Raw genomic sequence first — 23,821 nt, forward strand, 5'->3', positions numbered from 1 at the left:
GGTGATTGATGCAGGTATTGCCGCTTTCGTCCAAGCGCTCTGCCTTAATGTCGGCCCGGGGCGGTCGCGTCTTGCGTTACGCTCACGCGCCGTTGCGAAGCCTGACGATTACTCGACCTGGGCGTTGTCACTCGCAGTTAGATTCTTCACCGTCTTCGCTGGCTGCGCAAGCGTTAACGGCGCTGATCATGTGAAGCACGAACGGGCGACGGCTTAGCCAGCCTCTGCGAGAGGTAAGCCAACTCGTTCGAAAGAGGATTTAGTTGTCTCGTCCCCTTTGAGTACTGCCTCACGAACGTTGGCACAAACTGCACAACGACTATTTTCATCGATGGGGGATCTGGGCAGGCGCGTGGGCCAGATCAGCCCAGGCTCCGGGAAGAGCGTAATCTTGCGGCGAGAACAAAAAGCGACAGACCAAAGAGCGCAACCACAACCATCATCCAGTAACAGCGCTCGCCGAAGTCCGAATAGGCTGCGCCGCAAAGGCCTGTCAGCGCTGCCATAACGCTAGCCCATCCTGCAGCTAACCCAGCCTTGGGCGCGGGCCGGCATTCCGGACGGCGTGAAATGCGAAATCGCGATCATACTCCCGAGCTGTGTTGCGCCAAACGTCAAGCCGTGGCCAATCTGAAGTGGGATCAAGACACTGATCGGCGGATCGAGCGCCATAGCCGACCAGCGTATGACAGATGCGCCAGCGCCAAGGACAAGCATAGCCAGTGGTCCCCGCAATAGCCCCGAAATACGAGAGGGGCACTCGCCTCAGCTGAAGGGTCTCCAGGGCAAGCGGCACCAGGCCATTTGGGTGCCAGAGCAAGCTATTCGGACCAATCACAGCCGCGGTGAGGGAGCCTGTTAGCGCTCGGTAACAGTGCTTGCGGCCGTTTCGACAAAGCGAAATTCTGTGGTGATCTCAATCGTCCGGAAGGCTGTAAAATATCGGAATTGATGTTGAATATACTGGCGAAGATCGAAGACTTCCAAGCTGAATACGAGGGTTCGATTCCCTTCACCCGCTCCAATCGCCGGTCCGTAAAAATAACGACAATACAATGTGTTGCGTGTAGACGCGGCCATAGTCAAAGCTGCGCGGGAGGCTCGTTTGACGTGCTTTCGGGCGCACATTGCGCGCAGGTTTGCGAGACGCATTGATCCGTTGAGCGTTCGCTAACCTCGATCTTCCAAGTCGCCGGATTGGAGAGAAGCGGGCGGGTGCCAGTGGCGTGCCTTCGCGGTCCTGCCCGGATGTGTAGACGTAATAGCTACCGGGATTTTGCATTTCCTTCCTGGGGCTAGAGCCGACGCCGTCCGCATGCATTTTAAGCGGGCGGTGTTGGTGCCGATGTGAACCACCGCCCCGGCGCAGCATCCCGCTCCCGCACGATGTTCGCGCTCGTGATCTGGTTTGGCGCCATGCCGTGAGACTAGGGCGCCCGCAACGAGCCCGAGAAAATCCGGATGGCCCGGATGCGTGGGGCGTCTGGGACCGCGGCGCCGGGCGATGGCTCCGTCAGGGGAGCGAAACGACTCGCAGGTTGTTTGTGCTTCCCGCCTGCCCGAAGGGAATGCCGGCGACAACGACCAGCAGGTCTCGGCTTGATGCAAACTGCTCTGCATGCGCGAGAGCCGTCGCGCGCTCGACCATCTCCTCATAGTTCTGAACGTCGTCGGACAGGACGCTGTGCGCGCCCCAGAGCAGGCACAAGCGGCGCGACACTTCGCGGCTTGGGGTGATGGCGAGGATCGGCAGGCTCGGCCGCTTGCGCGCGACGCGTGCGGCCGTGGTGCCGCTCGACGTGTAGGCCACGATGGCCGCGGCGTGAATGACGGAGGCGAGGTCGGCGGCGGCCGTTGCAACGGCATGCGGCGGCGTCTGCTCTTCGCCGGGCTGGGTCGCCTCGACGATCGAGCGGTACATCTTGTGCTGTTCGGTGCTGCGGATGATGCGGTCCATCATCTCGACGGCCTCGCGTGGATAGCGGCCGGTCGCGGATTCTGCCGACAGCATCACGGCATCTGCGCCGTCATAGATCGCCGTCGCAACGTCGGAGACTTCCGCGCGCGTCGGTGTCGGCGCGGCGACCATGGAGTCCAGCATTTGCGTGGCGACGATCACGGGCTTCACCGCGAGACGGCAAGCCCGCACCAGCTCCTTCTGGCGCCCGGGCACGTCCTCATGCGGAATTTCGACGCCGAGATCACCCCGCGCCACCATGATGGCGTCGCACAACTGGATGATGTCGTCGATCCGCTCGAGTGCTGCCGGCTTCTCGATCTTGGCCATCAGGCCGGCGCGGTCGCCGACGAGGCCTCGCGCCTCGATGATGTCGGAAGGCTTCTGCACGAATGACAGCGCGACCCAGTCGACCCCGAGGTTCAGACCGAACTCCAGATCGAGGCGGTCCTTGGCGGTGAGCGGCGAAAGATCGAGCACCGTTCCCGGCAGATTGACGCCCTTGTGGTTCGAGATCGTGCCACCGACGATCACCTTGGCCTCGATGAAATCGTCACCGAGCCCGGTGACGCGAACCCGCACCCTGCCGTCGTCAATCAGAAGGTCGTGGCCTGGGGTCACGGCCGCAAAGATTTCCCGATGCGGGAGCGGGATTGCGGTTCGGTCGCCATCCGATCCGGACAGCACGAACCGGATGGTCTCGCCGGCCGCCACGGTAATCTTTCCATCGCGCAAGGTGCCGACGCGGATCTTCGGACCCTGGAGGTCCATCAGAATGCCGATCGGCCGGCTGACTTCCTGTTCCAACTTTCGGATCGCGGAATGGATGCTTGCGTGGTCGCTCTGGGTTCCGTGGCTGAAGTTCAGACGGAAGGTATCGACGCCTGCCAGCAGCAGCGCCTTGAGCATCTCGCGGGAACTGCTGGCAGGGCCGATGGTTGCGACGATCTTGGCCCGTCGATGACGACGCATGGGTCACCTCATTGCTGGCTTGCCGGCCGCAATCAGCACGGCACGGATATCGTTGACATTGGTAAGCGTTGGGCCGGTGCGCACGAGGTCTCCAAGGCGGTCGAAGAACTTGTAGCTGTCATGGGCTGCCAGATAGGCCCGTGCGTCGAGACTGCTTGTGGCTGCGCGCCGCAGCGTATCCGGACTGATCAAAGCTCCAGCCGCATCTTCCGTTCCATCAATACCGTCGCTGTCTCCGGCAATCGCCCAGATATCGGACGTACCGGACAGGGCGATGACAAGCCCCAGCAGGGATTCGGTGTTGCGGCCGCCGCGGCCCGCCGGCCCACGTCCGATCGTCACCGTCGTCTCGCCGCCGGAGAGCAGCACGGCAGGGGCAGGGCCGGGCTGCCCATGCCCCGCGACCGACCTGGCGATGCCCGCCATCACGGTTCCGAGTTCGCGCGCATCGCCTTCGATCGCGTCTCCAAGGATGATCGGGGTCAGGCCTTCATCCCGTGCGGCCCTGGCCGCAGCATCGAGCGCGTGGAACGGCGCGGCAAGGATGCGGACATCGGCGTCGATCTCGCCAGGTTTCGGGGTCTCGTCGGCTCGCTCGAGCACGAGTCGCGCCGCGTCCGGCAGGTCGATCGCAAACCGGCGCACGATCTCCTGCGCATCGGCTTTTGTGCTGCTGTCCGGCAGCAACGGACCGGAGCCGATCGCCGCGGGATCGTCGCCGGGGATATCCGATATCACGAGGGTCGTGACGTGGGCGGGGCGGGCGGCGAGCGCCAGCCGCCCGCCCTTGATCGCGGACAGATGTTTGCGGACGACGTTCATCTCGGCAATCGTTGCGCCGCTTGCAAGCAGGGTACGGTTGACCGCCTGCTTGTCGGCGAGCGTCATCGGGGATGCGGGAAGGGTCATCAGGGCCGAGCCTCCGCCGGACATCAGGGCGATGACGAGATCGTCAGCTGAAAGTCCCTGAACGGCATCGAGCATGCGAACGGCGGCCGTCTTGCTCGAGTCGTCCGGCACAGGATGAGACGCCTCGAGCACTTCGACGCGGCCCGCGGGAACGGAATGGCCGTGGCGCGTCACCACGACGCCTGACAGGTCGACATCGGGCCAGGCCGCGTCGAGGCCTGCGGCCATCGCCGCCGAAGCCTTGCCCGCGCCGACGACGATGCATCTGCCCTTCGGCTTTGCCGGCAGGGCGCGTGCGACGGTTATCCTTTGATCGCAGCTGGCGATGGCAGTATCGAAGATCCTCCGGAGCGCCGTCCGAGCCCGCAAGTCCGTCCAATCAGTGTTCAATCGCCGCACTCCGGCGGGGTGCAGGCGCGATCGCGGCCTTTGCCGTCGTCTCACTGCCGAGAATGAAGGCGCGCCGCATCGGCTTGATCACCAGCAAGGCCGTGAGGGCCGCGGTGGCATTGAGCGCAACCGCGACGATGAACACGGCCTGCCAGCCGAGCTGCGAGGAGATGATGCTCGCAAGCGGCACGAGCATCGCCGCGGTGCCCTTCGCCGTGTAGAGCATGCCGTTGTTGGTGGTTGCGTATTTGGCGCCGAACGTGTCGCCCGACGTCGCCGGAAACAGGCTGTAGATTTCGCCGAAGACGCCGAAATAGACCGCCGTCGCCAGCACGAAAACAACCGGAATATGGCCGTAGGCGGACAGCGTCAGCAACATCAGCGCCGCAGTCGCGAACGCAATGAACATCGTGTGCTCGCGGCCGATCGTGTCGGAGACCCAGCCAAAGAACGGACGGCCGAAACCGTCGAAGACACGATCGAGCGAGATGGCAAAGGTCAGCGCCGCCATCTGGAAGCCCGCCAGGGTGACTGGCGTATCCGCGATCTTGAAGTCGTGGGCGATCGGCCCGATTTGCGCGGCGGTCATCAACCCGCCGGAAGCAACCATGACGAACACGAGGTACATGACCCAGAAGATCGGCGTGCGCAGGACCTGGGGCGGCGTGTAGTCGATTGCGCTCTGCGGCAGATTAAGCTGCTTTTTCCTCGGGGCCTCGACGCCATGCGGCGGGCGGACGAACCAGGCCAGCAGCAGAACGATGAGGCCTTGCACGATTCCGAACGTCAGGAAGGTGCTTTGGTAGCCGCTGGCGGCAATCATGTTGGCGATCGGTACGACGGTGAGGGCTGCGCCGGCGCCAAAACCTGCGGCGGTCGCGCCTGCGGCCAGGCCGCGCCGGTCCGGAAACCATTTCAGCGCGTTGCCGACGCAAGTGCCGTAGACGGCGCCAGCGCCGATGCCCGCGACCACAGCCGCTGCATAGAGCATGACGAGAGAAGAGGCGCATGAGTTCAGCACCCAGGCCAATCCGATCATCAGCCCGCCGAACATGATGACGATGCGCGGGCCGTATTTGTCCACGAACCAGGCCTCCACCGGCACCAGCCATGTCTCCGTCATCACGAAAATCGTGAAGGCGAGCTGGATGGCCGGACGGCCCCAGTGAAACCTAGCGTCGATCGGATCAACGAACAGCGTCCACCCGTATTGCAGGTTGGCGATCATCGCCATGCAGACGATGCCGATCGCGAGCTGGAGCCAGCGGAAGCTGCCGGGCGACGATGCCAGTTTCGTGCTGGAGATCATGTGCGCTCCCAAAAGAGATGGTGGTCGTTGGGCCGGGCTGTCGTCCTGCCGCCGCCTACTGACGAAATTCGTTGGTCAACTCGCCGATTCCGTCGATCGCGACGGTGACCGTATTGACGGGCTCCTTCATCACCCCGACGCCGATCGATGTCCCGCAGCAGATCAGATCGCCCGGCAACAGCGTCATGTCGTGGGAGATCTTGCTGACCAGCGCCTGCGCGCTGAAGATCATGTCGGCGATCGGATAATTCTGGCGCTCCACGCCGTTGAGGATGGTGCGCACGACAAGGCGTGCGGGGTCGAGGCCCGAGGCAATGACGGGACCGAAGGGGCCATATCCGTCGAAGCCCTTGGCCCGCGCCCATTGCGGGAAGGTCGGATCGCGATTGAGAATGTCGGCGGCGGTGACGTCGTTGGTGCAGGTATAGCCGAAGATGAAGGCGTCGGCCTGTTCGGGGGCTATGGCCGTGCCGCTCTTGCCGATGACAATGCCGAGCTCGCCTTCGTAGGTCGTCTTGCCGTCGTAGCCCGGAGGGCGCGTGATGACGGCACCGGGCGCGGTCACGCTGGTCTGCGCTTTCAACAGGTACAGCGGTTCGGCAGGCTCAGGTGATTTCAGCTTCGCCGCCAGTGCGTGAAAATTGTTCCAGAGCGCGATGATCTTGCTCGGTTGGGTCGGAGCGAGCAACTCGACATCGTCCAGCGCCAGCGTCTGTCCAGTCGGTCGTGTCTCGCCGAACATCTCTCCTGCGTGCACGGAGATGCCCGACGGAGTGAGTTGCCCGAAGCCGATCTCGGCATGGTGGCGGAAGCGGACCCAGCGCGTCACATTGGCCATCGCGATCACGCCACCGCAAGCGATTGGGCTTCGACGCCGGCGGCCCCGTCATAGAGGCCCGCCAGTCTGCTGCGCTGCGCGACCAGCGCCAGCACCGCATCGAGGGCGGGCGTCGCAATCCCCGTCATCCGGCCCATCTCCTGCACCACGGTGATCAGCGGATCGATCTCGACCGGACGTCCACGCTCGAGATCCTGCAGCATCGAGGTCTTGTGCGCGCCGACCTTGCGAGCGCCCTCGATGCGGCGTTCGACATCGACCCGGAACTTGACGCCGAGGCTTTCCGCGATCGCCTGGGCCTCCAGCATGATCGCCCTGGACAGTGCGCGCGTGCCGGGATTGGTGCAGATCACGTCGAGGGTCGCGTGGGTGAGGGCGCTGATCGGGTTGAAGCAGACATTGCCCCACAGCTTGAGCCAGATCTCGTCGCGGATGCGGTCGAGGACCGGCGCCTTCATGCCCGCTGCCGCGAACAGGGCGGCAAGCCGCTCGACATCAGGTGTGATCTCACCGGAGGGTTCGCCGAGCGGAAAGCTGTTGCCGTAGACGTGGCGGATCACGCCGGGCGCCTCGATTTCGGTGGCGGGATAGACCACGCAGCCGATGGCGCGCGCGGGGTCGAGTTCGTTCCACTGCCGTCCGCCGGGATCGATGCTCTCGAGCGCCGATCCTTCGTGCCGTCCGCCGTGCTTGTAGAAATACCAATAGGGAATGCCGTTGACGGCGGTGACGATGCGGGTCCGCTCACCCAGCAGGGGGCGCATCGGTTCGATGACGCCGGTGATCGAATGCGCCTTGAGGCAGATGATGACGAAATCCTGCTCGCCGAGTTCGGCGGGGTTATCGGTACAGCGAGGATGCACCACGCGCTCCTCGTCGCCGATCAGGAGCTTCAGGCCATTCTGCCGCATCGCGGCGAGATGCGCGCCCCGCGCGACCAGGCTGACATCGGCGCCAGCGCGCATCAATTCGACACCGAGATAGCCGCCGATGGCACCGGCGCCGTAGATGCAGACCTTCATGAAATCCTCTTGAGCAGAGTGGGAACACAGCATGAGCCGCAACGGCTCGAACCGGGTTGCGTGGCAATGGCTCGGAAAAGTCCGTCAGGCCGCGCAGGCGGCTTCCTCCAGGGCAAAGCCGATGTCCCGCATGCTCACGACACCGACGAGCCGGCCGTTGTCGATGACGGGGATATGGCGGATGTCGTGACGGACCATCAGATGCTCGACATCGGTGAGCGCGTCTTGCGAAGTGCAGGACACCAGCGGCCGCGGCGAAATGAACTGCGCGACTTTCGCTGCAAGTCCACCCGTGCCGCGCTCGGCGATCACAGCGACGACGTCGCGCTCGCTGAACATGCCGACCACGGCGGCGTCGACGCTGCGCGAGGCGTTCCTGACCACGAGTGCGCCGACATTGCTCGCGTACATCAGGTTCGCAGCAATGCTCACGGTTTCGCTCGAGCCGATCGTCACCACGTGCGCACTGTTGGTGCGAAGGATGTCCCCGACATACATGGCATGGTCCTCCCGGTTGCATCATTGGATCGTTAAGAAACAATCGTGGTATACATTATCCCAGAAGTCAAACAAAAGAATCGCCGCATTCTGCGAAAGAAATGGCAAAAATACTTACCTATTCTCGAATTTCATGACATTGACTCAGAGGTCTTTTGGTATGCCATATGCCAATCCTACGCTCGTTGTCGGCGAGCAATTTCGTTCTGAACCGCAACCGGTTAGGGGCAGGTCGTGATGAAAAGAGAGCCGATCCGGCGCAAGCCGTCCGATCCCGATTTTCGCGCGCAACCGGATCAGGACACGCGAGACGGCGGCGTTCAATCGGTCGATCGCGCGCTGCAAATCATGGAAGCGCTTGCAGAGGATGACGAAGGCTATCGGCTGACCGATCTTGCGATCCGCATCGGCTTGCCGCCGTCGACGGCTCACCGGCTGCTGACGACGCTGGAGAACCGCAGGTTCGTGCAGTTCGACCGCGAGGAATCCAAATGGCACATCGGCGCGCAAAGCTTCGTGGTGGGCTCGACCTTCATGCGCCGGCGCAATTTTTCCGCGCGGGCATTGCCCTATCTGCGCAAGCTGCGCGACCAGACCAGGGAAACCGCCAATCTTGCAGTGGTCGATGATGATTCCATCATCGTCGTATCGCGCATCGAAAGCCGGGAGATCATGCGATCGCTGACCAAGGTCGGCGGACGCGTGGCGCTGATTGCCTCGGGCGTGGGGAAGGCGGTGCTGGCCGCGTATTCCGATGCCGACATCAACGCGATCATCCGCAGTCGCGGCATGCCGCGCCTGACGGAAAAGTCGATCATTCGGCCGGGCGAGCTGTTTCGGGAATTGGAGACCGTGCGACGCCAGGGCTATGCGGTGGACGATGAAGAGGCGCGGCTCGGCCTGCGCTGCGTGGCCGCAGTCGTCTTCAACGATTGCAGCGAGCCGTTCGCCGCGGTTTCGGTCTCGGGGATGGCGGTTCGGCTGACCGACGAGCGCTTGCCGGAGATCGGCGCCATCGTGCATCAGATCGCAGCCGAGCTCTCCGCAGAGCTTCGCGGGAGCAGCTGCACGCAACCCTAGCAGGGCGCAAGGCCCGCGGCTGTTCTCGCCCTTGCCGGTTTCCATTCCTTCGCACGCGCTAATCATTTGGAGACATGCAAGAAATTGCGAGCGCTGCCACTGTGCGGAAAATCCAATCGTTTGCGTTGAGATCGATGATCGCGGGCCTGATGATCATGCTCAGGCCAACTCATAGCGAAGCGGGATCATCAGATGAAAATGCGAGCAGTGGATGCAGCAGTGCGCATTCTCGAACGCGAGGGGATCACCTGCGCGTTCGGCGTTCCCGGCGCCGCGATCAACCCGCTTTACTCCGCGCTGAAGCGCAACGGCTCGATCCGGCATATTCTGGCGCGGCACGTCGAAGGCGCCTCGCATATGGCGGAAGGCTATACCAGGGCGAAAGCCGGCAATATCGGCGTCTGCATCGGCACATCCGGCCCCGCCGGAACCGATATGATCACCGGCCTCTATTCGGCGATCGCGGATTCGATTCCGATCCTCTGCATCACCGGTCAGGCGCCGCGGGCGCGGCTCTACAAGGAAGACTTCCAGGCCGTCGACATCGAGGCGATCGCGAAGCCGGTGACGAAATGGGCCGTTACCGTCCGCGAGCCGGCGCTGGTGCCGCGCGTGTTCAGCCAGGCTTTCCATATCATGCGGTCGGGGCGGCCGGGACCGGTGCTGATCGATCTTCCGCTCGATGTGCAACTGGCCGAGATCGAGTTCGACGACGAGACCTATTCTCCGCTGCCGGTCTACAAGCCGGCGGCGACGCGCAAGCAGATCGAGAAGGCGCTCGAAATGCTCAACGCCGCGGAGCGACCGCTGATCGTGGCCGGCGGCGGCGTGATCAACGCTGATGCATCCGAGCTGCTGGTGGCCTTCGCCGAAGCGGTCAACGTTCCGGTGGTCCCGACGCTGATGGCCTGGGGCGCCATTCCGGACGACCACGCGCTGATGGCCGGCATGGTCGGCTTGCAGACCAGCCATCGCTATGCCAACGCCACGATGCTCGAATCTGATTTCGTGCTCGGCATCGGAAACCGCTGGGCCAACCGGCATACCGGTTCGATCGAGACCTACACCAAGGGTCGCAAATTCGTCCATGTCGATATCGAGCCGACGCAGATCGGACGGGTCTTCAATCCGGACCTCGGCATCGTGTCGGACGCGAAGGCCGCGCTGGAAATGTTCGTGACCGTCGCCCGGGACTGGCGGAAGTCCGGCAAGCTGCGCGATCGGCAGGCCTGGCCCGCGGCCTGTCGCGACCGCAAGCGCTCGATGCTGCGCAAGAGCCACTTCGACAACATCCCGATCAAGCCGCAGCGCGTCTACGAGGAGATGAACAAGGCGTTCGGTCGCGACACCTGCTACGTGACGGTGATCGGATTGTCGCAGATCGCAGGCGCCCAGTTCCTCAACGTCTATCAGCCGCGCAACTGGATCAACGCCGGGCAGGCCGGTCCGCTCGGCTGGACGTTGCCCGCCGCGCTCGGCGTGCGCGCCGCCGATCCCGGACGCGACATTGTCGCGCTGTCGGGTGATTACGACTTCCAGTTCCTGATCGAGGAGCTTGCGGTCGGGGCGCAGTTCAATCTGCCCTACATCCACGTCGTCGTGAACAATTCATATCTCGGGCTGATCCGGCAGGCGCAGCGCGGCTTCGACATGGATTATCACGTCCAGCTCTCGTTCGAGAACATCAACGCACCCGAGATCGGCGCCTACGGCGTCGACCACGTTGCCGTTGCCGAAGGGCTGGGCTGCAAGGCGATCCGCGTGACGGATCCGAACGACGCACAGACCGCGTTCGCGACCGCACGCGAGCTGATGGCGAAGCACCGCGTACCCGTGGTGGTGGAGTTCATTCTCGAGCGGGTCACCAACATCGCGATGGGAACGGAGATCGACAACATCGTCGAATTCGAGGAGGTGCTCGATCTCCCGCTCGATGACGTGCCGAGCGCACAACGATCCGGCACGCTGTTGCCGGCCTGACGACATCATTCAGCGCTGCCCCAAGCGGAGATCCCACCCGTGCCTCAATTTGCCGCCAACCTCACCATGCTCTTCAACGAGCTGCCGTTCCTCGATCGATTCGCCGCCGCCAAGGCCGCCGGCTTCAACGCCGTCGAGTATCTCTTTCCGTACGACTTCGAAAAGGGCGCGTTGGGGGAGGAACTGGCGCGCTGCGGGCTGACCCAGGTGCTGCACAATCTTCCGGCCGGCAATTGGGCTGCCGGCGAGCGGGGCATTGCAATCCTGCGCAACCGGGTCGATGAATTTCGCGACGGCGTGATGCGCGCGATCGACTACGCGAAGGCGTTGGATTGCCGGCAGCTGAACTGCCTGGTCGGCATCGCGCCCGCCGGTGCGGATGCCGCAGAGCTGCGCGAAGTCCTGGTGTCGAATCTGCGCTTTGCCGCCGGCGCGCTCGGCCAGCACGGCATCAAGCTCCTGATCGAACCGATCAACACGCTCGATATTCCCGGCTTCTTCCTGAGCGGGACGGAACAGGCGGTGCAGCTCATTTCCGACGTTGGCTCATCCAACCTGTTCATCCAGTACGACATCTATCACATGCAGATCATGGAAGGTGATCTGGCGCGGACCCTGCAGAAGCATCTCGGCCGGATCGCGCATGTCCAGCTCGCCGACAATCCTGGCCGTTACGAGCCGGGGACCGGCGAGATCAACTATCCCTATTTGTTCAAGCATCTCGACAGCATCGGATATCGCGGCTGGATCGGATGCGAATACAAGCCGCGGACGACCACGCTCGAGAGCCTCGCCTGGCACGCCGCGCAGACCTTCGTGACCTAGAGCTTTTGCGTTTCGATCGAATAGGAACCGAACTCTGGATTTTTTGTTTTGACGCGTTTTCTTCCCGCGAAGCGGAATCCGCTTCGCTGGAGAACATCCAATCCGGCTGACAGGAGCGACGACAAATGAAAGACATAGGATTCATCGGGCTCGGCACCATGGGACGTCCGATGGCGAGCCACCTCCTGGCTGCCGGCTATCGCCTGTTCCTGCACGACGTCGCACCCATTTCGCCAGAGCTGGTTGCGGCCGGGGGCATCGCTTGCGAGTCCGCCAGGCAGGTGGCGCAGGAAGCGGACGCCGTGATCATCATGGTGCCGGATACGCCGCATGTGGAAGCCGTGCTGTTCGGTCAGGGCGGTGTCGCGGAGGGCGTCTCCAAGGGCATGATCGTGGTCGATATGAGCTCGATCTCTCCGCTGGCGACGAAGGAGTTCGCTCGGAAGATCGATGCGCTCGGAGCCGACTATCTCGACGCGCCGGTTTCCGGCGGCGAGGTTGGCGCAAAGGCGGCAAGCCTGACAATAATGGTCGGCGGGCGGGAGCGGGCGTTCAACGCGATGAAGCCCCTGTTCGACGCGATGGGAAAGAATGTCACGCATGTCGGCGGCAATGGCGATGGGCAGACCACCAAGGTCGCGAACCAGATCATCGTGGCGCTGACGATCGAGGCGGTGAGCGAGGCCCTGCTGTTCGCGTCCAAGGCGGGCGCCGATCCTGCGCTGGTGCGCAAGGCGCTGATGGGCGGCTTTGCCTCGTCCCGGATCCTCGAGGTGCACGGCGAGCGTATGCTGAAGCGCAATTTCGATCCGGGCTTTCGCATCGAGCTGCATCAGAAGGATCTCAACCTCGCGCTGGAGGGCGCACGGGCACTCGGGTTGTCGCTGCCGGGCACCGCGGCAGCCCAACAGCTGTTCAACGCCTGCACCGCGCTCGGCGGCAAGGCCTGGGACCATTCCGCGATTCTGCGGGCGCTGGAAGTCATGGCGGGCCACGAGGTGGCGGCCGCCTGAGCTTCATGCAAGGATCGCGGTGTCGAACTGCAATGGCCGGTCTTGATGACGAGATCGACGGCCCGGCACCCGTATCTCAAAGACCGATCTCTGGCGCCTTGACACGGTAAGTAAAAATATTATTACATACCGTGCTTGGGAGAGACGGCTGATGTTGCAGACAAAACGAAGCTATGGCGGCATGGTGACCGCGCCGCACCACCTCGCGGCGCAGGCTGGGCTCGCGGTCCTGTCGGAAGGTGGCAATGCGATCGAGGCGATGATCGCCGCGGCCGCGACGATTGCCGTGGCCTATCCGCACATGAACGGGCTCGGCGGCGACAGTTTCTGGCTGGTCGGCCGCGCTGGTTCGATGCCGGTCGGGATTCAGGCTTGCGGACGGGCTGCGATGGCAGCGGATCGCAGCTGGTATCGCGAGCGTGGCTGCAGCAGCATTCCTGGCCGGGGCCCGCTCGCCGCGCTCACCGTCGCCGGCACGGTCGACGGTTGGCAGAAGGCCTATGAGCTCAGCCGCGATCGTCATGACGGTCGGCTGCCGATGGCGCGGCTGCTCGAGCCCGCAATCCGGCATGCCGAGGAGGGCGTGGCCGTCACCAGCACGCTGCACGAGAACATCCGCAAGAAGCGGCATGAGCTCGAAAACGTGCCCGGCTACGCCGAGGTCTATCTGCCGCAAGGCACCCCGCTCGCGGTCGGTGCGCGGCTGCGGCAGCCTCGGGTCGCCGAGACGCTGCGGCGTCTGGCCAAGGCCGGGCTGGCTGACTTCTATCGCGGCGAACTGGCGCGCTCGATGGCGGCTGACCTCGAGCGGGTAAGGAGCCCGCTGCGGCTCGCTGATCTGGAGCGACATCAGGCATCGCTGGTGACCCCGCTCTCGGTTGAGGTGGCCGGACACAAGGTCTTCAACATGCCTCCGCCGACGCAGGGGCTGGCCTCGCTCCTGATCCTGGCGCTTTATGCCCGGCGCATCGCTGGCGAAGCCGATGGCGTCGATCATCTGCACAGGCTCGTCGAATGCACGAAAGCTGCGTTCCGTATTCGCAACGGCCACGTGACCGATCCCGACTACATGAAGCGCCCGGCCGCCGAATTCCTGTCCGAGGAATCGCTCGCCGCGCTTCACGAAACGGTCTCCGACCGCCGCGCCGCGCCGTGGCCCGATCCGTCCAAGCAGGGTGATACGGTGTGGCTTGCTGCGACCGATCGCAGCGGACTCAGTGTCAGCTTCATTCAAAGCGTCTACTGGGAATTTGGCTCGGGCGTCATCCTCCCCGAGAGCGGAGTGACCTGGCAAAATCGCGGAACGAGCTTCAGCCTCGGCGAGGCCGATACCAATCGGCTGGATCCGGGACGCCTGCCGTTTCACACGATCCAGCCGGCGATGGCCGAACTAGGCGATGGGCGGCTGATATCCTTCGGTACGATGGGCGGAGAAGGGCAGCCGCAGACCCAGGCCGCCATCTTCTCCCGCTACGCCATGCACGGCCAGGAGCTGCAGTCGGCGATTACGGCGCCGCGCTGGCTGCTCGGTCGCACCTGGGGCGAGGAAAACAACAATTTGAAGATTGAATCCCGCTTCGATCCCGCGATCGTCGATCGGCTACGCGCGCTCGGCCACGATATTCAGGTGACCGGCCCGTTCGAGGAGGTCATGGGACACGCCGGCGCGATCGTCTGGCATCCGGATGGCCTGATGGAAGGGGCCAGCGATCCGCGCAGCGACGGCGTCGTTGCGACCCGCTGAGGGGCATTTGGTGCGCTCGATCCGCACGATATTACGTCGTGCGGCTTGCCCGCTAGCGGGACGGCTTGCCGAGGCGCGCCGTCGCCTTCGATGCTGCCGACTTGTCCTTGCGATCCCCGGCCGGGGCCGTCAGCCAGGTCAGGATCATGTCCTGCGCATGCTTGCGGCGCAGCTCCAGCCAGTCCGGCGCGCCGAGATCCTTGTCGAACATCGCCGACAATGTGTACCGGTTGGAAACGTGGAAATAGCTCATCGCGGTGATTGAGACATAGAGCTGGATGGGATCGACGTCATCGCGAAACAGGCCCGCCGCCACGCCTCGACGCAGAATGCTTTTGATGCTTGCAACCAGGGGCAAGGTGAGCTCGGCAATCTTGCGCGACTTGCGCATATTGCGTCCGCGCTGAAGGTTCTCGGTGTTGATCAGGGCGATGTAGTTCTGGTGCTGCCCGAAGAACGTGAACGTGAAATCGATCAACCCGCTCATTGCGGCGATCGGCTCGAGATCATCCAGTTTCAGCCGCTGTTCGGCGGCGCGAATTTCGGTGTAGACGTCCTCGAGGACGGCAATGTAGAGCCCGTTCTTGTCGCCGAAATAGGCGTAGAGCAGGCGCATGTTGGCCTTGGCGCGCTGCGCAATGGCCTCGACACGTGCGCCGCCGAGGCCATTGTGGCAGAACTCGAAGGTCGCGGCGCGCAGGATCGCTTCCTTGGTGAGCGCGGAGTCGCGAGGCCGCTTTCCGCGTGTGGTGGTGCGGGTGGGGCTGGTCGGTGCTGTCGTCTCTGTCACGGCGTCAACCTTGCCTGGGCTCGGGTACTCACGCAGGGCACGTCCGCATCAGGCCACATCGGGCAGCGGACCGGTTCCCGGCGCAAGCAGCTGGGATTGAGATCGGCATTACGACTGTTCGTCAAGGGCGATTCCTCCATGTTCACTGCTTCCGGGCGCCGGCTACCACTATTGCGCCGGCGCGCGCGACCAGCCGGCCAGCCTTGTAGACATCGCGCGGCTTGGGACGAGAGACCACGGCTTCCTGGACATGCCGGGCATCCAGCACGACGAAATCCGCCATCCCGCCGACGGTGAGGCCGTAATCCTTGAGGCCAAGCGCGCGCGCTGCGTTGGTCGTCACCATGTCAAAGGCCGCGGCCAATTGATCGTCAGTGTTGAAGCCGGAGCGATAGCCGACCATCATTGCGCGTTCGAGCAGGTCGCCGTCGCCGTAGGGCCACCAGGAATCGCGGATATTGTCGTTGCCGGAGAACACAATGACACCGGCATCGCGGAGCAGCAACACGGGCGGAAATGCGTGCGCACCCGGGGCATTGGTGAAAATGGCGACGCGGGCCTCGGCAAGTTGCTGCGCGGTACGTTGAGCCACGTCAACAGCCACTTCGCCGAGCGCGTAGGCGTGACTGATCGTGACCTTGCCGCCAAGGCCCGACGCTTTGGTGCGTCGCGCGATCTCCTCGATCTCCGAGATGCCCTGCAAACCGCCGTCATGCAGGTGAATATCGATGCCGACGCCATGCCGCTCGGCGATCCCGAAGACGACGTCAAGATGCCCGGCGACGTCACCATCATGGCCTGCGGGATCAAGCCCGCCGACCAGATCGGCGCCGGCGCGAACGGCTTCCTCGAGCAATTTGGCCGTTCCGGGCGATGTCAGGATGCCGCTCTGGGGAAATGCGACGATCTGGATCGAAACCTTCTCCCGGTGGGCCTCCCGCGCGGCGGCGATCGGTTCGAAATGTCGCAGGCCGACCTCGGCATCGACATCCACATGGCTGCGCATGTGAGTGGTGCCCTGCGAGACGCAAAGGTCGATCAGAGCCGCGGCCCGAACCGGGATCGGCTTGGCGCCGGCGAGCGCTTCCTTCTCGAATTTGACACGCTCGCGCACGTTGAAGCCCGCGCTGCAGGGCCGATGCGGCTTCCAGTCGTCGCCGATGAAGCATTTGTCGAGGTGGATGTGACCTTCGACCATGCCGGGGAGCACCAGGCGTCGGCCAAGGTCGCGCCTTTCGCCGACTGTGCCGTAGCTTTGCGGGGACGACGCGATCGCCACGATCTTGCCGCCGCGGACGGCGATTTCGACCAGCTGGCCCTCGGTCAGCCGCGCGTTCTGAAAGAGTGTGTCGATGGCAGTCAATTCGAGTCTCCAGTTTCTTATGTCGGGACGATGCCATCGGGCAGGGCGCGGGAAAATGCCGCGATCTCGCCGGCGGTGGTGATCCAGATGTCGTCGCGCCTTGCGACGATCGTCTGTAGGGCGCGTCGCAGCGGCCGCAGCCGGTGCGGCTGGCCGACCAGGTATGGATGCAGCGCGATGCCCATCACCAGCGACTGCTTGGCGGATTGTGTAAGCATCTCCTCGAATGTGTCCGTGAGCATGGTCGCAAACTGTTCGCCGCTGTCCTTGCGCCCGACAATCGAGGGGATGTCGTTCAGTTCCTGTGGATAGGGGACGGACAGGATCCGCCCGCCAGCCCTCGTCGCGAACCACACCGGCTGGTCGTCCATGCACCAGTCGAGCAGATATTGGTAGCCCGCTTCGGCGAGAAGGTCCGGCGTTACCGCGGATTGCGAGATCCACGGACCGAGCCAGCCGAGCGGCCGGCGTCCCTCGGCACGCGCGATGACATCGGTCGCCTCCTCGATCAGCCGCTGCTCCTCGGCAGGTGAGAGCACGCCCTGACGTTCGGAATTGGTCCGTCCATGGCCGACGACCTCGTCGCCGCGCGCGCGAAATGCGTCCATGACTTCCGGGCAGTAGTGATAGATGCTGCTGTTAACGAGCACGGAGATGGGCAGTTTCAGTTCGTCGAACAGATCGATGAGCCGCCACACGCCGACCCGGTTGCCATAGTCGCGCCAGGCGTAATTGAGGACGTCCGGATGCGGACCGCCCGGACAGAGTTCGGCGCCAAGTCCATCGCCGAAAGCGAAATGCTCGAGGTTGAGCGCGATGTAGACCGCGAGCCGCTTTCCGTGCGGCCATACGAAGTCGGGGCGGCGGGTGATCGCGCTGTAGCGGTAGCGGTCATGAGAGATGAGACCCCGCGCTGGATCCGCCGCTTGCGCGGATGTTGCACCGCCGAGAACGCCACGCGAGGTGGCCCGCTCCGGTTCTGCTCCAGTCTCCCGTTGCATTGCAATCTCCATTCGGCGCGCGATCAGCCGCTTGACATTCGTCAATTTGTGAAGAAAGTTTTTACTTCCGTCAAGGCCGCGGAGACGGCGGCAGCGGACCAGAGGCGGCTCGGGAGCCGTCGGAGCGGGAGGAATCGCAGAAATGAGCTACGCTTGTACCCCCATCACCGGGTTGTGCCGCCGCGTTGTCTTGCAGGGCGCGCTCGCCATTCTCATCAGCTCTGTGCCGCTTGCGGCGCGGGCCGCCGAGCCGATCAAGATCGGCCTGGTCACGGCGCTGTCGGGCCAGTCGGCGCGCGGCGGCGAAGCGTTGACCCGCGGTGCCACGATCGCGATCGAGGAGATCAACGCGAAAGGGGGCGTGCTCGGCCGTCCGCTGGAGCTGGTGCGCCGTGACGATGAAAGCAATCCTGCGAAGGGGCTGACCGCCGCGCGCGAACTGATCCAGCGCGAGAAGGTCGCGGTGCTGCTCGGCGGTCTCGATACGCCCGTCCAGCTCGCGATCGTGCCGTTCGTCAACAACGTCAAGATGCCGTTCGTGGTGCCGTGGGCCGCCGGCACCAACATCACGCAGAACGGCGCCGCGTCCAACTATGTATTCCGCGTCTCGGCGATGGACGACGAGGTCGACAAGGCGATCGTTGCGTTCGCCGGCAAGACCTTCGCAGCCAAGAAGCCGGGCCTCATCCTCGTCAACAATCCCTGGGGCGAATCGAACGAGCATGGCCTGCGCGCGGCGCTGAAGGCGGCCGGGATCGAGCCGGCGGGTGTCGAGAAGTTCGAGGCGAACGATGTCGACGTGGTCGCGCAATTGTCCCGGCTCAAGCAGGCGGGCGCCGACTCCCTGTTCCTGGTCGGCAATGTCGGTCCGTCCTCGCAGGTCGTGAAATCGCTCGACCGAATGGGCTGGGCGCCCCCGATCGTGTCGCATTGGGGGCCGGCCGGCGGCCGCTTCACCGAGCTCGCCGGGCCGAGCGCCGAGAGCGTCGTCTTCGTCCAGACCTACAGCTTCTTCGGCAACCTCTCGCCGGTCGGCAAGCGTGTGCTCGCCGAGTTGCAGGCGAAGTATCCGGACATCAAGGGCCCCGCGGATGTGACACCTGCGGTCGGCTTCGCCAACGCCTATGACAGCGTCCTGGTGATCGCCGGCGCGATCCAGAAGGCCGGCAGCACTGATCCGACCGCCGTTCGTGACGGCTTTTACGGAATCGACCGGCTCGAAGGCCTGATCAAGACCTATGAAAAGCCGTTCGCCCAGGACAAGCACGATGCGCTGACGGCGCAGGACTACATCTGGGCCCACTTCGAAGACAACCACATCCTGCCGTTCAAGAACTGACGGCAGCGGTCGTCCAGCAAGCAGATCAGGGTGATCATCGATGTCGTTTCTTTCGGCGATAATAACCGGAATGGCGCTGGGGAGCATGTACGGTCTGCTCGCGCTGGGCTTTCACGTCACTTACGCCGTATCCGGCACGGTCAACTTCTCGCAGGGCAGCTCAATGACTCTGGGAGCCGTTGCCGGCTACTTCTTCCTCATCGTGTGGGGCTGGCCGGCCGCAATCGGCATCCCCGCGGTGCTGCTGGTCTGTGCGGTTTACGGCGTTCTGATTGAACGCTTCGCGGTTCGTCCGTTCGTGCTGCGCGGGTCGGACAACTGGCTGATGGCGACCGTTGCGGTCGGCATCATCGTCGACAATGTGATGCTGTTCGTGTTCGGCAAGGAGCCGCGCAGCTTCCCGTCGATGCTCGCGGCCAAGCCGATCCAGATCGTGGAGGGGGCAGGGGTCTATCCCCTGCAGCTCCTGATCCCCCTGGTCGGCCTGTTGCTTGCGCTGGCGCTGCATCTGATCACCCGCCGCACGAGGCATGGCGTCGCGATGCTTGCGGTGGTGCAGAATCCCAATGCCGCGCGGCTGATGGGCATCAATGTCAGTGGCGCCATTGCCGCAAGCTACGCGGTGTCGGCCATGCTGGCGGGCGTCGCCGCGCTGCTGATCGCGCCGCTGTTCAACGTTTCGTCCGAGATGGGCACGCTGTTCGGCATCAAGGCGTTCGCCGCCGCCATCATCGGCGGGCTGGCCAGCGCCTGGGGCGTCATGCTGGCTGGATTGTGTCTTGGCCTGATCGAGGTGTTCGCGACCAACTATCTCGGATCGGTCTACACCCAGATCATCACGTTCGCTTCCGTCATCGTCATCCTCGTCGTCATGCCGCACGGGCTGCTCGGCCGAGCTGGAGTTAAGAAGGTATGACCTCGCGCGCCTCCCTTCTCGTCGCGGTCGCGGCGTTCGTAATTGCCATCGGCTATGCCGCGGTCGCGGACAGCTATTCGGTGTTCCTGATCGCAACGATCTCGCTGACGGCGATCGGCTGCATCGGCCTCAACGTCCTGCTCGGCCTCGCCGGCCAGATCTCGCTCGGCCATATCGGCTTCATGGCGATCGGTGCGTACACCACCGTGCTGCTGATGGAGAAGGCCGGCTGGCCCTACCTCGCCGCGACGGCGGGGGCCATCGTGCTGGTCAGCATCGTCGGTGGGCTGCTCGCGATGCCGGCGCTGCGCGTGCGCGGGCCGTATCTGGCGATGGTCACGATTGCCTTCGGCTTCATCGTCGAGCACGTCACGATCGAGTGGCGCGATCTCACCGGCGGCGGCAACGGCCTGATGCTGAGTGCGCCGCCGAGCGTGTTCGGCTATGCGCTGTCCGAGCGTTCGCTTGCCATCGCGGGCGTCGTGCTGGTGTTTGCCGGTCTCATCCTGTTCGAGCGGCTGAAGCGCAGCGGCTGGGGCTATGCGATGCGAGCCGCCCGCGATACCGAGGTCGCGACGCGTTCGCTCGGTATCGATCTGGTGCAGGTCCGCGCCGTGGCCTTCGTGATCTCGGCGGCCGCGATGGCGCTGGCCGGCGCGCTGTTCGCACCGCTGCAGGGCTATATCAGCCCGAGTTCGTTCCCGTTCCTGCAATCGGTGCTGCTGTTGTTCGCCGTGATGGTCGGCGGCGCCGGCTCGGTGCTCGGTCCGGTGATCGGCGCAGCGCTGGTGGTGCTGCTGCCGGAAGCGCTGTCGGATCTCGCCGAGTATCGCCTGCTGGCCTTTGGCGTGCTGCTGTTCGTCGTGCTGCGCGCCGCGCCCTCCGGCATCGTTGGCCTCGTGGAGCAACTCGCGGCAAGAGTCCTGCCGGCGCGCAAGCCGGTGGCCGGGCCCGCGATCGCTGCGGCGGAAACCGATGTGGCGATCCTCGAGACCCACAACGCGGTGGGGCTCGACGCCACGGATCTCTCGATCTCGTTCGGCGGCGTGCGCGCGGTCCAGGGCGTATCGTTCAAGGCGCCGCCCGGTGCCGTCACCAGCATCATCGGTCCCAACGGCGCCGGCAAGACCAGCGCTCTCAATCTGCTCTGCGGCTTCTACCGGCCGCAGGCGGGGACGGTGAAGCTCGGCGATCGCGATGTCACCGGCATGACGTCGCATTTGCTGGCGCGGGTCGGCGTGGCACGCACGTTCCAGACCACGCAGCTGTTCGGCTCGCTCACGATCCTGGAAAACATCCTGCTGGCCGAGCGGGTCGGCCGTCTCGGCGGCGTGGTCTCCGCGCTGCGCAACGCGGAGACCGAGGGTTTCGCCCGGTTCCTGCTGCGCTTTGCCGGTGTCGACGGCGATGTCGATCGTCTCGCGGATTCGCTGTCCCATGGCGAGAAGCGGCTGGTCGAGATCGCGCGCGCGCTCGCGTTGCGGCCCCGCATCCTGCTGCTCGACGAGCCCGCGGCCGGCCTCTCCAAGGGCGACAAGCAGCGCCTGACCGCGCTGTTGCGCCGGATCGCCGATCTCGGGATCGCCGTCATCATCGTCGAGCACGACATGCCGATGATCATGTCGCTGAGCGATCTCATCGTCGTGCTCGACGGCGGCAAGCGCATCGCGATCGGCGATGCGGCGGCGATCCGCAACGATCCGTTGGTCCGCAAGGCCTATCTCGGCGATGCGATGGCCGGCGAGAAGAGCCGCGCGCCGCGGCCGGCGCGGCAGGGCACCGCACTCGAGGTCAAGACGCTCGATTCGTTCTATGGCCTGTCGCGCGCCTTGAACGGGATCGATCTGGTGGTCGCTCCCGGAGAGGCGGTCGCCGTGCTCGGCGCGAACGGCGCCGGCAAGACCACTTTGATGCGGTCGATCGCCGGTCTTGAACCGCCGCGCTCCACGGGTGAAGTGCGGCTCGCCGAGACGCGCATCGACAGGATGCCCGCGCATGTTCGTGCCCGCCATGGCGTCGTGCTGGTGCCGGAAGGGCGGCAGGTGTTTCCGGAGCTGACGGTGAAGCAGAACCTGCAGCTCGGCGCCTATGCGCGCAAGGGACTCGATCTCGATGCCGAGATCGAAGCGATGTTCGTGCGCTTTCCGCGGCTGAAGGAGCGCATCGACCAGCGCGCCGGCCTGTTGTCCGGAGGCGAGCAGCAGATGCTCGCGGTGGCGCGCGGCCTTCTGACCGGGCCGAAGATCTTCATGCTGGACGAGCCGTCGCTCGGGTTGGCGCCGCTCGTCGTCGATCAACTGTTTGCGTCCTTCGAGCGGCTGCGCAGTGAGGGCATGACCATCATCGTGGTCGATCAGATGGCAGGCCATGCGCTCGCGCTGGCCGACCGGGCCTATCTTTTGGAGACCGGTGCGATCCTGAAGAGCGGGGCCGCCGACATCATCGCCGAGGATCCGCTGCTCGAGGCGGCCTATCTCGGCGGCGAGGCCCAGGCGGGCGCGCCGCAACGGTTCGCGGCCCAGGTACGCTGAGGGAGGCGAGGGCGGATGTTGGTTGGAGGCCGGGAAACGGACGGAAGGCAGTCGGGCCGCGCGGGCGCGCGGCGTCCCGAGCCTGTAGCGACGTTTTGTGCCGAAGTGGAAGTCGGGCTCCTCGCCGACAGGGCGCTTCGCGATCGCGCCGCGGGCGAGGTCGTCGCCGTGTTCGAACGGTCGTTCTACGCCGTGATCGACGGGATCTGGATCTGCGTTGGACGGATCGGCATCGGATCGGGTCCGTTGCACGTGGTCGGCGACTTCCGATGGCCGGGACTGGCGGTCGGCGATCCGGTGCGGGTTGCGGACTCCATTCTGTGGATCGGAGCGACGCCGCTTGCGAATCTGGCCGCGCGGTCGGTCTGGGCACCGCCCGCTGCACCACACTGGTCGACGGCCAGCCTGCGACGCGGCCTTGATGCCGTCGACGAAGTGTGGCGCGGTGATCTGACTTCGGAAGGCCTCGCCGCGGTCGGGGCCGGACGTGATCCGGGCGTCGCCTCTGCGCTGGTTCGGGCCGCCATGCCCGGTCTCGCTGCACTGGAGCTAATCCTCGCAGGCTCGGATGACGATGCGGATCGCGAGTCCGGGCTTGCCAGCCTGATTGGTCTCGGGCCGGGGCTTACGCCGTCCGGCGACGATCTGATCGGCGGTGCGCTGATCGCGCTGGCTGCGCTCGGACGCATCGAAGCTCGCGACGCATTGTGGGACCATTGCCGCGCGCTGCTCGACGGCACCAACGACATCAGCCGAATCCACCTGCGCGCGGCGGCGCTGGGTTACGGCGCGGCGGCACTGCACGCTGCCGTCAATGCAACGATGAGCGGCGAGGCCGCCGGATTTCATCGCGCCCTCACGGCCCTGACGGCGATCGGGCATACATCCGGACTGGATGCATTTGCCGGCAGTCTGATCGTCCTGCGCCACGCTCTTCGCGCGCGGTGACGCCGTTGCAGATCAGATTTCGAGTTCTCCCAGACTGCTCCGAACGAAGTTCGGAGCTCTTTTTTAAGGCGTGATTGCGCTTCGGCCGGTCCGTCATTCGAGCGGATACGAAAATTCGCATTTTCCGAGAATCCAGCCGTGACGAAGTAAGTGTTTTCTTATTAGCTCGACACAACGAAAACGAACTTGATTAGGGCGGAGACGATGACGGATCAGGATAGGCCGCAGTATCAGCAGTTGCTGGCGCGCAAGGTCGAAGTCGTGAATGTCGGGCTTGAGGGGTTCGTGAAGGATCTTCGCGACTGCGGCATCGACGTCGTTCACGTCGACTGGAAGCCGTCGGCGGGCGGAGATCCGCAGATGGCGGCCCTGCTCGCGAAGCTCGGTGTGTGAGGG

Annotated in this window: 19 protein-coding genes; 10 read left to right on the forward strand and 9 right to left on the reverse strand. The window is 64.4% G+C overall.

Features of this window, described 5'->3' with window-relative positions:
• Positions 1-1,513: 1,513 nt before the first annotated feature.
• From pyk to HAP47_RS17245, 6 genes are all read right to left on the reverse strand, one after another.
• On the reverse strand, positions 1,514-2,929 hold the full coding sequence (pyk, locus tag HAP47_RS17220; protein WP_173637226.1) for a pyruvate kinase: 1,416 nt from the start codon (positions 2,927-2,929) through the stop codon (positions 1,514-1,516).
• 3 nt (positions 2,930-2,932) lie between these two features.
• A complete protein-coding gene (locus tag HAP47_RS17225) occupies positions 2,933-4,228 on the reverse strand; it encodes a glycerate kinase type-2 family protein (RefSeq protein ID WP_173637225.1) in 1,296 nt (431 codons plus the stop codon).
• On the reverse strand, positions 4,218-5,537 hold the full coding sequence (gene oxlT / locus HAP47_RS17230; protein WP_173637224.1) for an oxalate/formate MFS antiporter: 1,320 nt from the start codon (positions 5,535-5,537) through the stop codon (positions 4,218-4,220). Before oxlT ends, HAP47_RS17225 begins: the two co-directional genes overlap by 11 nt.
• A 55-nt stretch (positions 5,538-5,592) precedes the next feature.
• The gene (locus HAP47_RS17235) at positions 5,593-6,375 is read right to left on the reverse strand and encodes a fumarylacetoacetate hydrolase family protein (protein ID WP_173637223.1); all 783 of its coding nucleotides are present in this window, start codon (positions 6,373-6,375) and stop codon (positions 5,593-5,595) included.
• A 5-nt stretch (positions 6,376-6,380) separates the two neighbouring features.
• On the reverse strand, positions 6,381-7,397 hold the full coding sequence (locus HAP47_RS17240; protein WP_173637222.1) for a 2-dehydropantoate 2-reductase: 1,017 nt from the start codon (positions 7,395-7,397) through the stop codon (positions 6,381-6,383).
• An 84-nt stretch (positions 7,398-7,481) separates the two neighbouring features.
• Positions 7,482-7,895 carry a CBS domain-containing protein gene (locus HAP47_RS17245; protein ID WP_173637221.1) on the reverse strand — a complete coding sequence of 138 codons (414 nt, stop codon included), beginning with the start codon at positions 7,893-7,895 and terminating at the stop codon, positions 7,482-7,484.
• Positions 7,896-8,132: 237 nt separating this feature from the next.
• Here HAP47_RS17245 and HAP47_RS17250 point away from each other — a divergent pair, with 237 nt between their 5' ends.
• The 5 genes from HAP47_RS17250 to HAP47_RS17270 all read left to right on the forward strand — a co-directional run bounded on the left by HAP47_RS17250 (position 8,133) and on the right by HAP47_RS17270 (position 14,537).
• Positions 8,133-8,975, forward strand: a complete 843-nt coding sequence (locus HAP47_RS17250) for an IclR family transcriptional regulator (protein ID WP_173637220.1) — start codon at positions 8,133-8,135, stop codon at positions 8,973-8,975.
• A 192-nt stretch (positions 8,976-9,167) separates the two neighbouring features.
• Positions 9,168-10,955, forward strand: a complete 1,788-nt coding sequence (gene gcl / locus HAP47_RS17255; protein WP_173637219.1) for a glyoxylate carboligase — start codon at positions 9,168-9,170, stop codon at positions 10,953-10,955.
• A 39-nt stretch (positions 10,956-10,994) separates the two neighbouring features.
• Positions 10,995-11,780 (forward strand): hydroxypyruvate isomerase, encoded by a 786-nt coding sequence (hyi, locus tag HAP47_RS17260; RefSeq protein WP_173637218.1) that lies wholly within the window; start codon positions 10,995-10,997, stop codon positions 11,778-11,780.
• Positions 11,781-11,905: 125 nt separating this feature from the next.
• The gene (locus tag HAP47_RS17265; RefSeq protein ID WP_173637217.1) at positions 11,906-12,793 is read left to right on the forward strand and encodes a 2-hydroxy-3-oxopropionate reductase; all 888 of its coding nucleotides are present in this window, start codon (positions 11,906-11,908) and stop codon (positions 12,791-12,793) included.
• 151 nt (positions 12,794-12,944) lie between these two features.
• Positions 12,945-14,537 carry a gamma-glutamyltransferase family protein gene (locus HAP47_RS17270; protein WP_173637216.1) on the forward strand — a complete coding sequence of 531 codons (1,593 nt, stop codon included), beginning with the start codon at positions 12,945-12,947 and terminating at the stop codon, positions 14,535-14,537.
• A gap of 52 nt (positions 14,538-14,589) precedes the next feature.
• Here the strand turns inward: HAP47_RS17270 and HAP47_RS17275 are convergent, their stop codons facing one another.
• From HAP47_RS17275 to HAP47_RS17285, 3 genes are all read right to left on the reverse strand, one after another.
• Positions 14,590-15,327 carry a TetR family transcriptional regulator gene (locus HAP47_RS17275; protein ID WP_173637215.1) on the reverse strand — a complete coding sequence of 246 codons (738 nt, stop codon included), beginning with the start codon at positions 15,325-15,327 and terminating at the stop codon, positions 14,590-14,592.
• A gap of 142 nt (positions 15,328-15,469) precedes the next feature.
• Positions 15,470-16,690 carry an amidohydrolase family protein gene (locus HAP47_RS17280; RefSeq protein ID WP_173637214.1) on the reverse strand — a complete coding sequence of 407 codons (1,221 nt, stop codon included), beginning with the start codon at positions 16,688-16,690 and terminating at the stop codon, positions 15,470-15,472.
• Between the two features lie 17 nt (positions 16,691-16,707).
• Positions 16,708-17,703, reverse strand: a complete 996-nt coding sequence (locus HAP47_RS17285; RefSeq protein WP_231168915.1) for a polysaccharide deacetylase family protein — start codon at positions 17,701-17,703, stop codon at positions 16,708-16,710.
• A gap of 130 nt (positions 17,704-17,833) precedes the next feature.
• Between HAP47_RS17285 and HAP47_RS17290 the strand changes: the two genes are divergently transcribed.
• The 5 genes from HAP47_RS17290 (at position 17,834) to HAP47_RS17310 (ending at position 23,818) form a co-directional block, all read left to right on the forward strand.
• A complete protein-coding gene (locus tag HAP47_RS17290; protein WP_210285202.1) occupies positions 17,834-19,030 on the forward strand; it encodes an ABC transporter substrate-binding protein in 1,197 nt (398 codons plus the stop codon).
• 40 nt (positions 19,031-19,070) lie between these two features.
• On the forward strand, positions 19,071-19,946 hold the full coding sequence (locus HAP47_RS17295) for a branched-chain amino acid ABC transporter permease (protein WP_173637213.1): 876 nt from the start codon (positions 19,071-19,073) through the stop codon (positions 19,944-19,946).
• Positions 19,943-22,477, forward strand: a complete 2,535-nt coding sequence (locus tag HAP47_RS17300; protein ID WP_173637212.1) for a branched-chain amino acid ABC transporter ATP-binding protein/permease — start codon at positions 19,943-19,945, stop codon at positions 22,475-22,477. Before HAP47_RS17295 ends, HAP47_RS17300 begins: the two co-directional genes overlap by 4 nt.
• 105 nt (positions 22,478-22,582) lie before the next feature.
• Positions 22,583-23,425, forward strand: a complete 843-nt coding sequence (locus HAP47_RS17305; protein WP_231168916.1) for an oxamate carbamoyltransferase subunit AllH family protein — start codon at positions 22,583-22,585, stop codon at positions 23,423-23,425.
• 204 nt (positions 23,426-23,629) lie between these two features.
• Complete coding sequence (locus HAP47_RS17310) at positions 23,630-23,818, forward strand: hypothetical protein (protein ID WP_050404632.1); 189 nt, start codon at positions 23,630-23,632, stop codon at positions 23,816-23,818.
• Positions 23,819-23,821 lie beyond the last annotated feature (3 nt).

Source organism: Bradyrhizobium sp. 41S5, assembly GCF_011516665.3.
In the GTDB taxonomy this organism is placed as follows: Bacteria; Pseudomonadota; Alphaproteobacteria; order Rhizobiales; family Xanthobacteraceae; genus Bradyrhizobium; species Bradyrhizobium quebecense.